The following is a 15,090-nucleotide window of genomic DNA, read 5'->3' on the forward strand; positions in this document are numbered from 1 at the left end:
GTCGATCAAACGAGGCCCGCTGCCGGTTTATTCGGCAGCGGGCTTTTTTTCGGGTTCGCGCAGCGGCGTTTTATCGCCGGCCGCCGCAATTACCCGATGCACGAACCGCAGCTTGTCCACCACCGGCGCGGCCAGCGTGAACGGATAACCGTCGGGCGTGCCGAGACTGCGGTTCAGGCTGTTCAACGCATACGTGAGCGGAAACCAGCGCTTCATCAGATTATCGAAGCTCGCGTCTTCCACGGGCGTGCGGTCGGTCAGCGTCGGCTCGCTGGGGTCGTCGGGCAACAGGGCGAGGCCGTACGAAGTCGAAGTATCCAGCACGTCGACGATCAGCAGGTAGTGCGCCCACGTCTCGGCCCAGTCTTCCCAGGGATGCATCGTTGCATAGGCGCTGATGAAGGACGCCTGCCAGTCCGCCGGTGCGCCGTCGCGGTAGTAAGCCGTCAGCGCCTCGCCATAATCGGCGCGCTCGTCGCCGAACAGCTTGCGGTAGGGCGTGAGCCAGCGCGGGTCGTTTTGCACCAGCCGGTTGAAGTAGTAGTGGCCGGTCTCGTGGCGGAAGTGGCCGAGCAGCGTGCGGTAGGGTTCGCCCATCGCGCTGCGGACTTTTTCGCGGTAGGCGTCGTCGGCTTCGGCGATGTTCAGCGTAATGAGGCCGTCGTCGTGGCCCGTCATGACCGGCGCGCCGTCGCCGCTCTCCTCGAGGAATTCGAATGCGAGGCCATGCTCCGGGTCGCTCTGATGCGACGGCACCTCGAGGCCGAGCGCGGCGAGGGTGTACAGCAGACGCCGTTTCGCTACTTCCAGCCGGTACCAGTAAAGCCGGTTGTCCGGCACGCTCAGATTCGGAATCGTGCGCGTGAGCTGGCAGGCGCGGCACAGCGTGTCCGGCGAGTCGGCCGGGATCATCCAGTTGCAGACGTTTTCGACCGCGTAGTTGTGACACTGGCGGAACAGCGCATCCTTGGCATCCGGATGCAGACTGCGCCAAAGCCCTTCGCCGGCTTCTTCGAAGGCGCTGATTTCGGCCAGTTCAGGTACATATCCGAGCAAGGACTCGCACCGTTCGCAGCGGACGTTTTCAAAAAATACGAGGTGTGTGCAGCGATTGCAGTGGAAGGTTTTCATCGATCGGGCCCGGTGATGGGTGGCAGTGATGGGGCGATGGCAACGCGCAATCTTCATGCCGCGTTTGCCAGACGTCACTGGTTTAACGCACATTACGTGCATGATCGTGCATTGGCTCTGCGCCGCTTTGGTGCGTGGCGCTCGAAAAGGCCGGAGAAAGACGCGCTGATCGATCGACCGGACGATCGGCCGGCGCGGCAAACTTCGCAGCAGGCGGTAGTCCGGGCGGTACGGGCGGTTCATGCGCTTTTTCGCGCTTGTTCTATAAACGGCATGAAGCTTGCTTTTTGGCGGGCTGCCTTCCTTCCTTTGTCCAGGAGTCTGGTGTGTCCATACGCGTCGCGTTGAATCATGTCACACATTACCGCTACGACAGGCTGGTTGCGCTGTCGCCCCAGGTCGTGCGTCTCAGGCCTGCGCCGCATTGCCGGACCCCGATTCTGTCTTATTCGATGCGGGTCGAACCGGCCGAACACTTCATCAACTGGCAGCAGGACGCGTTCGCCAACTATCAGGCGCGTCTGGTGTTTCCCGAGAAGACGCGCGAATTCAAGGTGACCGTGGACCTGGTCGCCGAGATGGCTGTCTACAACCCGTTCGACTTCTTTCTCGAACCTTCGGCGGAACAGTTTCCCTTCGAGTACGCGCCCGGCCTCGAACTCGAACTCGCACCGTACCTGATCAAGCGGCCCATGACGCCGCGTTTCGCGGAGTTTGTCGCGAGTATCGACCGCACGCCGATGGGTACCGCCGACTTTCTCGTCGCACTGAATCAGCGTCTGCAACGCGAGATCCGCTACCTGATCCGCATGGAACCCGGCGTGCAGACGCCCGAGGAAACGCTCGTGAGCGCCGCGGGTTCGTGCCGCGATTCGGGTTGGCTGCTGGTCGAGACGCTCCGGCAACTGGGGCTGGCGGCGCGCTTCGTTTCCGGCTACCTGCTGCAACTCGCGCCCGACGTCAAATCCATCGACGGTCCGAGCGGCACTGAAGTCGACTTCACCGACCTGCATGCATGGTGCGAGGTGTACCTGCCGGGCGCGGGCTGGATCGGCCTCGATCCGACCTCCGGGCTGCTCGCCGGGGAGGGCCATATTCCGGTCGCCTGCACCCCCGAGCCTGGCAGCGCGGCGCCGATCTCCGGCGCGGTCGACGAATCCGAAGTCGAGTTCGAGCACACCATGTCGATCGAACGGGTCCTGGAGACGCCGCGCGTCACCAGACCGTTCAGCGAAGCGGTGTGGAACGACGTGCTGAAAATGGGCGCGCAGGTCGACCAGCGTCTTTCGGAAATGGACGTGCGCCTGACGATGGGCGGCGAGCCGACTTTCGTGTCGGTGCGCGACCGTGACGCCGCCGAATGGAACACCGACGCGCTCGGCCCCACCAAACGCGGCTACGCGGTTGCGCTGATGGACAAGCTGCGTTCGCGCTACGGCGCGAACGGCTTCCTGCATATCGGCCAGGGCAAGTGGTATCCGGGCGAACAGTTGCCGCGCTGGGCGATGTCGCTCTACTGGCGCGCCGATGGCGAACCATGCTGGCAGGACCCGACGCTGTTCGCCGACGAACGCGAGCCGGGCACCTACACCGCTGAGGACGCGCGACGTTTCCTCTCCCACCTGGCGACCCGGCTGGCGCTCGATAAAGACCACATCCTGCCCGGTTTCGAAGACGTCTGGTACTACCTGTGGCGCGAGCGCCGTCTGCCGGTCAACGTCGATCCGCTCGATGCGCGTCTGGACGACGAACTGGAGCGCGTGCGTTTGCGGCGCGTGTTCGATGCGGGGCTGGGCGGCGCGACGGGTTATGTGCTGCCGCTCGCACGCGAACGCGACGTGCCGAACGAGGCGCCGAAGTGGGTCAGCGGCCGCTGGTTCTTCCGCGACGAACGCATGTTCCTGATCCCCGGCGACTCGCCGATGGGTTACCGGCTGCCGCTGGATTCACTGCCGTGGGTGTCGAAGACCGACTATCCGTACCAGCATGCACATGATCCGTTTGCACCGCCGGTGCCGTTGCGTTCGGCCGCGCAATTGCGCATGCAGTATGAAAGCGGCAGCGACGGCGACGCCGGGCCCCGCCGCACCCTGAGCACCGCCGATGCGCGGCGCGTGGCGGCGTTGTCGTCGTCTGCGGCGGACCTGTTGAGCGGCATGCCCGGCGGCGGCGTGCTGGCCTTTGCCCCGCAACCGGGCGACGGTGAGGCGCCGGCGCGCGGGCAGTCGTCGAAAGAGACGCTGCGTACGGCGATCTGCGTCGAGGCACGCGACCCGAAACGTGCCGCGGGTCCGAAGGCGGAAACCGCGGCGTTCGGCAGCGGCCGCTCGCTGCTGCATGTGTTCATGCCGCCGCTCACCGAACTCGACGACTATCTCGACCTGCTCGCCGCGATTGAAGCGACGGCGGCCGAATTGCGGATGCAGGTGGTGCTCGAAGGCTATCCGCCGCCGCGCGATGCGCGCCTGTGCGTCCTGCAGGTGACGCCGGACCCGGGTGTGATCGAGGTGAACATCCATCCGGCTTCGAGCTGGGCGCAACTGGTCGACAACACGGAGTATCTGTATCAGTCCGCGGCCGAAAGCTATCTGAGCAGCGAGAAGTTCATGACCGACGGCCGGCATACGGGCACCGGCGGCGGCAATCACTTCGTGCTCGGCGGCGCGACGCCTGCCGATAGCCCGTTCCTGCGGCGTCCCGATCTGCTGGCGAGCCTGATCGCGTATTGGCACAACCATCCGTCGCTGTCGTATCTGTTTTCGGGGCTGTTCATTGGGCCGACCAGTCAGGCGCCGCGCGTCGACGAAGCGCGGAACGATCAGGTGTATGAGCTCGAAGTCGCGTTCCGCGAATTGCAGCGGCAGATCGATCTGCTCGGCGGCCGCGACAGCGCCAACCTGCCGGCGTGGATGATCGACCGCTCGTTGCGCAACATCCTGATCGATGTGACGGGCAATACGCACCGCGCCGAGTTTTGCATCGACAAACTCTATTCGCCCGATGGTCCGACCGGCCGCCTCGGCCTGCTCGAGTTGCGTGGCTTCGAAATGCCGCCGCATGCACGCATGAGTCTCGTGCAGCAATTGCTGTTGCGCGCGCTGGTGGCGCGCTTCTGGCACACGCCCTATACGCAGCGGCTCACGCGTTGGGGTACGGAACTGCACGATCGCTTCCTGCTCGGCACCTTCGTCAGGATGGATTTCGACGACGTGCTCGGCGAACTCAACCAGGCGGGTTTCGCTTTCGAAAGCAGCTGGTTCGCGCCGCACTTCGAATTCCGTTTCCCGCTGGTCGGCGAGACCACGGTGAACGGCGTCTCGCTGACCATCCGCAACGCGCTCGAACCCTGGCACGTGATGGGCGAAGAGGGGTCGCCCGGCGGTACGGTGCGTTATGTGGATTCGTCGGTGGAACGGCTCGAGGTGCGTGCGCTCGGTTTGAACGACAACCGTCATGTGCTGACCGTGAACGGCGTGCCGGTGCCCCTGCAGCCGACGGGCCGCGTCAGCGAATATGTGGCCGGCGTGCGTTTTCGCGCGTGGTCGCAACCGTCGGCTCTGCATCCGACCATCGGCGTGGATGCGCCGCTTACCTTCGATCTGGTCGATACCTGGACAGGCCGTTCGGTCGGCGGATGCCAGTATCATGTCGCTCATCCGGGCGGGCGCAACTACGAGACCTTCCCGGTGAATGCTTACGAGGCGGAAAGCCGGCGGCGCGCGCGCTTCTTCGCATCCGGTCATACACCGGGGCCGCTGACGGTTGGGATGCCGCAGCGCAGCCTCGAGTTTCCGTTTACGTTGGACCTGCGCTACTGGTAACCTGGTAGACTGAAACGCGACGGCACACTTTTAAGAACGACACGACCTTGGCCTTTCAATCGACTTTTCCCTTCGAAGCGTCCGCGGCGCGCGCGGACGCTTCGTCCTTATTGCGGCTGTTGCCGGCCTACGAAGGACATTGGGACGAGTTACGCGATGCTTCCGGCGCGTTGCGCGAACCGTGGCGGCAATTCTTCGAACGGCTCGGCGAAGACGGCATCGCGCGGCTGGAGGATCACCGCGCATCGATCGCGCAGCAGATCCGCGACAACGACATCAGCTACAACGTCTACGCGGACAACGGCGAGCCGCGGCCGTGGGCGCTCGATCTGCTGCCGTTCCTGATCAGCGAGGCCGAGTGGGCGCATATCGAGCGTGGCGTGACGCAGCGCGCGCATCTGCTCAATGCGATCGTCGCCGATATTTATGGGCCGCAGCGCCTGCTCGAGCGTGGCCAGTTGCCGCCCGCGCTGGTGTTCGGACATCCCGGCTATCTGCGTTCCGTGAAGGGCTTTACGCCGCCAGGCGGGCAGTATCTGCAGGTGGTCGCCGTCGACCTGGCGCGTACGCCCGGCGGTCAATGGACGGTTATGGCGCATCGCACCGAAGCGCCGTCGGGCCTCGGCTATGCGCTTGAAAACCGGCTGATCGTGTCGGCCCTGTTCGCCGATCCGTTTCGCGCGATGCACGTGAGCCGTCTCGCGCCGACCTATTCGCAACTGATCGCAACACTCGTGCAGGCCGCGCAGGCCACCATGCGGCACGACAGTTCAGGCGCCGACGCTTCGCCGCATATCGCGTTGCTCACGCCTGGGCCGTTTAGCGAGACTTACTTCGAGCACGTGTTTCTCGCGCGCTATCTCGGCGTTACGCTGGTCGAAGGCAAGGACCTGACCGTGCGCGACGACATGCTGTATCTGAAGACGCTTGGCGGCCTGGAACGGGTGCACGTCGTGCTGCGCCGTCTGGACGATGCATTCTGCGATCCGGTCGAATTGCGTGCCGACTCGAGCATCGGCGTGCCGGGTCTGTTGCAGGTGATGCGCGCGGGCAATGTCATTGTCTCGAACGTGCCGGGGTCGGGTTTTGTCGAATCACCCGCCTTGCATGGTTTTTTGCCGGGTATCGCCGAAGTGCTGCTCGACGAGGACCTGGTGCTGCCGAGTGTGGCGACCTGGTGGTGCGGCGAAAAGGCGGCGCGCGAGCACGCATTCGCGCGTCTGGACGAAGCGTTCATCGTGCCCACGTGGCCCGTCGCGCCCCGCGACGCGCCGCCGGGGATCGAGCAGGGCCGGCAGCGTCTTTCGACATGGCGCGAACGTATCGAGGCGATGCCCGACGTCTATACGATCCAGCAGCCGCAGCGCTTTTCCTGCACGCCGCGTTATGAGGACGGCACGGTGGGCCGCCGTCCGTCGGTGCTGCGCGTCTATGCAATTGCCGACGTGAACGGTGGCTGGCACGTGATGCCCGGCGGTTTCACGCGCATGGCCGCCGAGCGTCAGGCGACGGTGTCGATGCAATACGGCGGCAGCAGCGTCGATACATGGGTGCTGTCGAGTCAGCCGACCTCGACTTTCACGCTGCTGCCTTCGCCGATGCAACCCGCCGATCTCGCGCGCAAGCATCGCACCGTGTCGAGCCGTGCGGCAGAAAATCTGTTCTGGGCCGGGCGTTATGGCGAGCGCGCGGAAAACAATGTGCGGCTGTTGCGCCTGATTCTCGGCTCGCTCGAAGGCAACGACGCCGATGCGATGTTCCCCACGCTGGTGGAACTCGCCATGCACTGCGGTCTCGTGCAGTCGGGCGATATGTTTGCGCCGAACTCGCCGCAAGTGTTCGAGCGTGCTCTGGTCGCGAATCTGAGCGACAGCACCGGGCCGACGAGCATCGGGCAGAACCTCGCCTGGCAGGCGCGTTCGAACGGCGAAGTGCGTGGGCGTTTGTCGAACGATCACTGGCGCACTATCCTCGCGGCGCGCAACGATTTCCGCGACGCGTTGCAGACCTTGATGCCGGCTGCGGGTTCGAACGGTAACGGTCAAGTCAATGGAAACGGGAGCGGCCGGGCGGAGCGTGGCGAGCGTTACGATCGCTATGACCGCGTGACGTTGATGAACGCGCTCGAACGCCTGTCGGTGCAATTGTCGGCGATCAGCGGCGCGCAAGGCGACCGCATGACACGCGACGAAGCGTGGCGTCTGTTGTTCGTTGGGCGGCACATCGAACGCGTATGGACGATGACGTCGTTCCTGCGTGTGGTTGCCGATAAAGGCCAGCTCGCGACGCCGGCCGGCTTCGATCTGCTGCTTCAACTGTTCGACAGCACGCTGACGTATCGCTCGCTGTACCCGGGCCGTTTCGAGGTGCCGGCGCTGCTTGATCTGCTGGTGATCGAGCCGACCAATCCGCGCGGCATCTACGGCGTGTATGAGCGCCTGCGCAAAAAACTCGACGAAATCGCCGTGGCTGCGGGCAGCATGCGGCATCGTCCGTTTGCGGAATTGATGCCGCCTGCCGCTTCGTTGCCGACGCTCGAGTCGCTGTGCGAAGTCGACGAGAACGGTTCATACGCCGAGCTGATTGCGGTGTGCGATCTGATTGGCGGCTATGTCGGCGCGGCCGCGCATGAGATCAGCGCGCGCTATTTCAGCCATGCAAGTACGGTCGCTTCGCAGGTGTGGTCATGAAGAACGCGCCGACCGTGTTGTCCGTCTCGCATCGCACGACCTATCACTATTCCACCTATGTGGAGACCGCGCAGCATCTCGCGACGATCCGGCCGATTGCCTGTGCGTGGCAGCGTGTGGTCTCGCACAGCGAAAAGATCGACCCCGAACCGTCGTATCGGACCAGCCGTATCGATGCATTCGGCAACGACGTGCTGTACTTCGCGCTGGACGCCCCCCACGAACGCTTGCAGCTCGTGAGCGAAACCACCGTGGCGCTCATGCCGCGCTGGACCGACCTCGACCCCGAAGAGACGCCGGAATGGGAAGAAGTGGCGGATGCGCTGCGTTTTTGTGTCGGCGGCGAATTCCGGCCTGAGGTGGAGTTCTGCTTTGCGTCGCCGAATATCGTGCCGCGGCCGTCGTTGCGTGCTTATGCGTTGCCGAGCTTTCCGCCCGGCATGCCGATCGTGGCGGGTGCGATCGATCTGATGCACCGGATTCACGAAGATTTCGACTATAAGCCTTCGGCGACCATGTTCGATACGCCGGCCGAGCGCGCTTTCGAATTGAAGAGCGGGGTGTGCCAGGACTTCGCGCAGGTGATGATCGGCTGCCTGCGCTCGCTGGGTTTGCCGGCGCGCTACGTGAGCGGTTATCTGCGCAACGATCCGCCGCCTGGGCAACCCCGCCTGATTGGCGCGGATGCCTCGCATGCGTGGGTGTCGGTATATTGCCCGGGAAGCGGCTGGGTCGATCTCGATCCCACCAATGACGTGCTCGCCGATATGGACCATGTGACGCTCGCGATCGGGCGCGATTACAGCGACGTGTCCTTGCTGCGCGGGATGATTCTGGGCGGCGGGGCGCATCGGGTGGAAGTGGGGGTGACGGTGTTGGCGCTTTGAGCAGCTTTTAACCCTTCAGCAAGCCCCTTTCCCGTCAGACAGATTCGCTTCACGTGCCCCGCGCGCGCTTCGGCACGCCTCTTTTATCCCGCTTTCGGGGAAAACCCTCGCCTGTCTTTCCCATTCAGTGGGAATCCGTTTTTTGAAATCCGAGAATGTTCTGGCATTCTGAATCCGTTATTCATTGTGGATAGTTTTCATCGTGAACGCGGAACAGGGTGTGACGGGAGCCGAACGCGTGCTGCTGGTGCTGGCGGCACTCGCCAGTCACGGCAAGGCCATGTCGGTCAGGGATTTGCTCGCGGTCACCGGTCTCGCGCAAAGCACGCTGTACCGGCAGATCGCGTTGCTCAAGCGCTGGGGTTTTGTCGCTGAAAACGCAGGCCATTACGCGCCTGGGCCGATCAGCTTGCAACTTGCGCTTGGCTTCGATGTGAATTCGCTGCTCGTCGAAGCGAGCCGTAGCGAAATGCAGCAACTGGCGCGCGCCTCGCAAGAAAGTATCGGGCTCGTGGTGGCGGTCAAGCATCAGGTGATGTGCCTGGAAATGGTCGATAGCCAGCACTCGTTGCGCTGTTCGTTCGAAAAAGGCCGCGCCGTGCCGCTGAAAGCCGGCGCTTCCGCGAAATCGCTGCTGGCGTTCATGGCCGACAAGGCGCGCACCGAAGTGCTCGATAGCGTATTCGACAACGACCCCGCCGGCCGCGCCGCGATCGAAACCGAACTCGAACAGATTCGCGCTCAAGGCTACGCCGTTAGCGATAGCGAGGTCGATCCGGGCGTGTGGGGCGTGAGCGCCCCGATCTTTCATCGCAGCGCACGCGGCGCGGGCAGCAGCGCGTCGATCACGCTGATGGCGCCGTCCACGCGCGCCATTGGCCGCGAAAGCCAATTCATCGACGGGACGCTACGCACGGCCCGCGCTATTTCCGAGCATATGCAAACCGATTGATCGGGCAAGGCCGTCCCCGGCCGGCATTCGATCTGGATACCGAACAAACTGAACGAAGCGAACGAACTGAACGAACCACCAGGAGCCCTCCCATGAAACTGAATCGACTGTTGTCCCTCGCATGCGTCACCTTTGCGGTGACGTTCGCCGGCTTTTCCGGCGCGGCATCCGCACAAACGGCGGATGTGCTGAACGTCGCCACCGACGCGACCTTCCCGCCGATGGAATTCACCGAAAACGGCGCGCGCACCGGCTTCGACGTCGACATGATGAACGCGCTCGCGAAAGTCATGGGCAAGCGCGTGCAATGGACTGATATCGACTTCAAGGGCCTGGTTCCGGGCTTGATCGCGCATCGTTTCGACGCGGCGATTTCCGGCATCTATATCACCGACGAGCGCGCGAAAGTGATCGACTTCACCGATTCGTACTACGCAGGTGGTCTCGTGGCACTGGTGAAAGCCGATTCGCCCATCAAGTCCATCGCCGACCTGAACGGCAAGAAAGTGTCGGTCCAGGTGGGCACGAAGTCGGTCGGCTTCCTGCGTGACAACTACCCGCAGATCAACCGCGTCGAAGTCGAGAAGAATCAGGAAATGTTCGACCTGGTGGGTATCGGCCGCGCCGATGCCGCCGTGACCGGCAAGCCCGCCGCCTATCAATTCGTGAAGACGCGCAGCGGTTTTCGCGTGCTCGACAAACAGCTGACCACCGAAGCCTACGGCATTGCGGTGCGCAAGGACGAGCCGCAACTGAAGGCGGAATTCAACACGGCGCTGGCGAAGATCAAGGCAGACGGCACTTACGCGGCAATCGTCAAGAAGTGGTTCGGCGCCACCGCGCAATAACCGGCTGAGCAGACATAATGGAACTCGATTTTTCGCCGGTGATCGCCGGCTGGCCGGACATCATGCATGGCGCGCTGGTGACGGTCGAAGTGACCGCCGCCGCGCTCGGCCTGAGCTGCGTGCTGGGCCTGTTGATCGGTATCGGCCGGCTCACGCCGCAGCGGCGCATCGTGTACGGCTTCTGTACCGCGTACCTCACGTTTTTCCGCGGCACGCCGCTGCTCGTGCAACTCTTCCTGCTGTTCTTCGGCTTGCCGCAATTCGGCATTCTGTTGCCGGCTTTCGTGTGCGGAATGCTTGGGCTCGGCCTGTACTCGGCGGCCTACGTATCGGAGATCGTACGCGGTGCGATTCAGTCGGTGGATCGCGGCCAGATGGAGGCGGCGCGTTCGATCGGCATGTCGTCCGGGCAGGCCATGCGCGCGATCATTCTGCCGCAGGCGATCGTGCGGATGATCCCGCCGCTCGGCAACGAGTTCATCGCACTGATCAAGAATTCAGCGCTGGTGTCGCTGCTGACTATCGACGATCTGATGCATGAAGGCCAGAAGATCATTAGCGTGTCCTACCGTTCGCTCGAGGTGTATCTGGCCATCGCGCTGGTGTATCTGGTGTTGACGCAGGCGACCAATTACGCGCTGCATCGTGTGGAGCGCCGCTTGCGTGCAGGAGGAATGGTGCAATGAATACCGTGGCCAAAGTGGATCAACCTATCGTCAGCATTCGTGGGCTCACCAAATCGTTCGGCTCGCACACCGTGCTCAACGGTATCGATTTCGACATTCAGCCGCAGCAGGTGGTGGTCGTGATCGGGCCGAGCGGCTCGGGCAAGAGTACTTTCCTGCGCTGCTGCAATGGGCTCGAACAGGCGGAAGGCGGCACGATCGATATCTGCGGGCATCGTCTCGTGGACCATGGGACGATGCTCAAGGAGCGCTCGCTGAATGCGCTGCGCACCGAAGTGGGCATGGTGTTTCAGTCGTTCAATCTGTTTCCGCATCTGTCGGTGCTGCACAACATCACGGTCGGCCCGCGGATGCTGCGTGGCGCCAGTAAGGCCGAAGCCGAAGCGACTGCAACCGCTTTGCTGGAAAAGGTCGGGCTTGCCCATAAGGCGCATGTGATGCCGGCGAGTCTGTCGGGCGGTCAGAAACAACGCGTTGCCATTGCTCGCGCGCTGGCGATGCAGCCGCGCGTGATGTTGTTCGACGAGCCGACTTCCGCACTCGATCCCGAGCTGGTCGGCGAAGTGCTGCAGGTGATGAAGCTGCTCGCGAGCGAAGGCATGACGATGGTGGTCGTGACGCACGAAATGGGTTTCGCGAAAGAAGTCGCCGACGTGGTGGTGGTGATGGACGGCGGCGTAATCGTCGAAGCTGGACCGCCTGCCGAGATTTTCTCGGCGCCGTCGCAGCCGCGCACGCGGGCTTTCTTGCAGGCGGTGTTGTCGCGCGCATGAGAGTTCCATTCGACGACAAGGTGTGGATCGGCCGTTCCGACGACGGTGAGCCTGGCGACACCCGGCGTATTTTCAATCAGGTGGTGGCGTTTGGCGGCGCGCCGGCGCATGAAGTTAAGCTTCACGGCGCACTGCAAGTTGAAAACGATGCGCCGGTGATTATCGGTTTTGGCTCCGACGAAGGCGTGCGGCGCAATCAGGGCCGTACCGGCGCGGCACATGCGCCGAAGGAATTGCGCAGGGTTCTGGCCGGCCTGCCGGCGAAGACCGCGATGGCGACGCTTGCCGATGCGGGTGACGTGATCTGCGACGACGGCGACCTCGAAGGCGCGCAGGCGGAACTAGCGAGCGCGATAAGCGACGTGCTCGCGGCCGGCGCCCGGCCTTTGGTGTTCGGCGGCGGTCATGAGGTTGCGTGGGGGACGTATAGCGGTTTGCGCCTGCATCAGGATCGCGTGGCCGCCGCATCGATCACTTCAATGGCCACTTCAATTGCCACCCGCAAGCTGCTTATCATCAACTTCGATGCGCACTTCGATCTGCGCCAGAAGCGGCCCGCCAATTCGGGCACGCCGTTCGATCAGATTGCGAACGATTGCGCCGCGCGCGGCTTGCCGTTCAACTACGCGTGCTTCGGTATCAGCGATCTGGGCAATACCGCTTCGCTGTTTGCCCATGCAGAAGAACTTGGCGTGCACTACGTGCTCGACAGCGACATGCAGGAACCGCAATTGCCGCAGCGTCTGCATGAGCTCCAGCAGTTGCTGGATGCAGCGGACGATGTCTATCTGACAATCGACCTTGACGTGCTCCCGGCTGCTACCGCCCCTGGCGTCTCGGCACCTGCGGCGTTAGGCGTGCCGCTGTCGGTCGTCGAGGCAATGGTGCTGCGCGTGCGTACGTCGGGCAAGCTGCGGGCGGCGGATATCGCGGAGTACAACCCGTCGCTCGATCAGGACAAGCGCACGGCGAGGGCGGCGGCACGATTGGCGTATCGGTTGCTTTAACACACAGCACCGCGCAGCAATGCGCGGGGGCGAAGCAGGCCGCTAAACAGAACGGCTCACGGATTACTCCAGTGAGCCGTTTTCCGTTTCAACAGCGCGTACCTACTGCACAAACGCCCCAATCGAAAGAAACGGATTCACCTTGCCGGCATAGTTTGCCGGATCGTAGGTCAAGCTGGGCTGATTGACCCCGTTCATCAGCAGACCGTACACCGGGCCCACCCTCACCATCACGCCGGTGTCCCCCGCCTTGTAGATAGCCGTGCCGCCGGACATCAGGTCCTTGTTCGCGGTCACCTTGACGAGACCCGGCTGGGTCTGGGTGAAGTCGAGCGAGAAGTTGCTCGACAACGCCGAGGTGAACGGATTCAGCAACGCGGCCGACGGACTCTGGAACAACGTGGCGCCGTAGTTCACCCCGGCATTGAACGAGGCGCTGCCGTCGCCGCACGTGCCCACGGCCACATAGACCAACTGCCCGTTGAAGTAGATCGCGGTGGAACCCTGGCCGATGCTGGTCACCACGCCGCATGCCGAAGCGCTGTTGGCGCCGATGTATCCGCCGCTCAGCGCCGTTTGGTCGATCTTCGTGGCGGGCGCCAGCAGCGAGATGCCGAGCTGATCGTCGAGCGCGTTGTTCGTGATATTGAGCGGATTCGCATCGGTATGGGCATAGCCGACGCGAATCACGACCGGCACGAGCTGGTTGTTCACCTTGCCGACGATCATGATGCCGTGCGCCTGGCTTTGCGAGAAGAGCAGTTGCAGCACGCCCACGCCGACGGCGGGATAACTCAGGGACAGCGGCGAACTCGCGCTGACGAACACGTTGTCCGGCGTGCCATCGGCATTGGTGCGCAGCGTCCACGGCGTGCCGGTCATCGCGCACGAGTACAGCGACGAATCGGCTGTACAGGAACCGTCCGCGTTGAGGGTCTCGCTGGCCTGAATCGCGGTCGGCGACCAGCCGGTCATCGATTGGCCGTCGGCGCTCTGCGCGAAGCTGCCTTCCGGGTTGACGCGGAATCCCAGTTCGTTATACGCGCCGGCCACCTGCTTGAAGTCGGTGACGGTTTCGCTGAAGCCGAGGAACGGATACGAGTCGAACGTGCGCGAGGGCACGGCACCAATCAGAAATCCGGGGAAGGGTTCGAGTCCGTCGAACTGAATCGTCGCTCCTGGAATCCCGCCGCCGATGATCCCCTGGCCGACGAACAGCATCGGCGGGTCCTGCGGATTGATCGTGACGCTGTAGCTGCCGTCGGCGGTCTTGCCGTTCTTCAGCATGATCGCGCAGCGGTTCTGTTCGGCGGTCGGCAGCGCAAATGCACCGCCCGGGTTGTCGTAGTCGCCGGTGATCGTCATGCCGGCCCGCGTGCTGTTGACCTGGCCCGCCGAAGTCGGCACGGCCGATTCGATGAAGGTCATCTGGTATTGCTTCTTCGTCGAATCGAATTTCATCTTGATGTATTCGCCGCTGCCCGAGCCGCCCGTATAGGTCGTCGAATAGTCGAGCGTGTCGGGGCACAGCCTGGCGCCGACAACCGGGGTGCCGGCCGGCTGACCTTGCGGCGGGCAGGAACTGCCCGAGCATTGCGGTACCGCTACGGCTGCCGGGTCGTCGGATTTGCCGCCGCCACAGGCGGCGAGCACCACAGGCAGCACGAGCGTGGCGACGCGTGTCGCGACGGATGAACCGCCGCGCTGTTTGAATGCCATTTTGTTTGTCTCCTCATGAATCGTCGTTCGTTATTAATTCGTCTGCTGCAATGACCCCGATCAGGCGGCTCGATTAGCCGGGATTCTGCTTGCCGTCTGAATGGCTGAAGCCACGTATCGGCTTGCTTTTTACCTCGCCAGACGAGTAATGCGACTCGGTGCGGTCATGCCCGTCCAATATCGGACGCCCTTAGCCGGATCGCCGCCATGGGCCGATTTAAATACGCGTAAACAGGCTCGCAAGCCATCTCCGACGCATGCCTGCACCAGCGGCCGAGGCGTAGGCCGTTTTATCAGGTCAGGCAAGCTGGATAAGCCGTAGCGGCAATGGAATTAATGCAGAAATCGATACGGCGTATGCAATCCGGATTGCGAATCTCGCCGGAGTTGTTATGGATGACATTAATGTCTCCTTGGCCTGTTATTAGATTTAATGTTTGCGGGTGAACATTAAGCCGCTGCTGCGAACTTGTATATAGTGGCAGTAATCCAAACTCGAGCCATGGATTTTATCGCCGTGCCATGGGCCTTACATCGGGATTTCAAACGGACGTATGTATGAACGTTCGCTACGGA

Annotated in this window: 10 protein-coding genes; 8 read left to right on the forward strand and 2 right to left on the reverse strand. The window is 63.0% G+C overall.

Annotated elements, in window-relative coordinates:
* Positions 1–27 precede the first annotated feature (27 nt).
* Positions 28–1,131 carry a zinc-binding metallopeptidase family protein gene (locus AC57B6_RS02710; protein ID WP_496420653.1) on the reverse strand — a complete coding sequence of 368 codons (1,104 nt, stop codon included), beginning with the start codon at positions 1,129–1,131 and terminating at the stop codon, positions 28–30.
* 326 nt (positions 1,132–1,457) lie between these two features.
* On the opposite strand from AC57B6_RS02710, the gene AC57B6_RS02715 reads away from it, so the two are divergent.
* The 8 genes from AC57B6_RS02715 (at position 1,458) to hutG (ending at position 12,795) form a co-directional block, all read left to right on the forward strand.
* Positions 1,458–4,952, forward strand: a complete 3,495-nt coding sequence (locus tag AC57B6_RS02715; protein WP_496420654.1) for a transglutaminase family protein — start codon at positions 1,458–1,460, stop codon at positions 4,950–4,952.
* Positions 4,953–4,999: 47 nt separating this feature from the next.
* On the forward strand, positions 5,000–7,642 hold the full coding sequence (locus AC57B6_RS02720; RefSeq protein WP_496420655.1) for a circularly permuted type 2 ATP-grasp protein: 2,643 nt from the start codon (positions 5,000–5,002) through the stop codon (positions 7,640–7,642).
* Positions 7,639–8,529: a transglutaminase family protein gene (locus AC57B6_RS02725; protein WP_028198377.1), complete on the forward strand. Its 891-nt coding sequence runs from the start codon at positions 7,639–7,641 to the stop codon at positions 8,527–8,529. The genes AC57B6_RS02720 and AC57B6_RS02725 overlap by 4 nt, the downstream gene beginning before the upstream one ends.
* 202 nt (positions 8,530–8,731) lie before the next feature.
* Entirely contained in the window at positions 8,732–9,481 is a 750-nt protein-coding gene (locus AC57B6_RS02730) for an IclR family transcriptional regulator (protein ID WP_106352315.1), read from the forward strand.
* 92 nt (positions 9,482–9,573) lie between these two features.
* Entirely contained in the window at positions 9,574–10,329 is a 756-nt protein-coding gene (locus tag AC57B6_RS02735; protein ID WP_030100096.1) for a transporter substrate-binding domain-containing protein, read from the forward strand.
* Between the two features lie 17 nt (positions 10,330–10,346).
* Positions 10,347–11,015 (forward strand): amino acid ABC transporter permease, encoded by a 669-nt coding sequence (locus AC57B6_RS02740; RefSeq protein WP_028198374.1) that lies wholly within the window; start codon positions 10,347–10,349, stop codon positions 11,013–11,015.
* Positions 11,012–11,788, forward strand: a complete 777-nt coding sequence (locus AC57B6_RS02745) for an amino acid ABC transporter ATP-binding protein (protein ID WP_028198373.1) — start codon at positions 11,012–11,014, stop codon at positions 11,786–11,788. Before AC57B6_RS02740 ends, AC57B6_RS02745 begins: the two co-directional genes overlap by 4 nt.
* On the forward strand, positions 11,785–12,795 hold the full coding sequence (gene hutG / locus AC57B6_RS02750) for a formimidoylglutamase (RefSeq protein WP_496420656.1): 1,011 nt from the start codon (positions 11,785–11,787) through the stop codon (positions 12,793–12,795). Before AC57B6_RS02745 ends, hutG begins: the two co-directional genes overlap by 4 nt.
* Before the next feature lie 102 nt (positions 12,796–12,897).
* Here hutG and AC57B6_RS02755 read toward each other — a convergent pair whose 3' ends face one another.
* Positions 12,898–14,514 (reverse strand): DUF2957 domain-containing protein, encoded by a 1,617-nt coding sequence (locus AC57B6_RS02755; protein WP_216751961.1) that lies wholly within the window; start codon positions 14,512–14,514, stop codon positions 12,898–12,900.
* Positions 14,515–15,090: the final 576 nt, after the last annotated feature.

The sequence above is a fragment of the Paraburkholderia sp. BGA-UO-ETr-F12 genome (genome assembly GCF_059567945.1).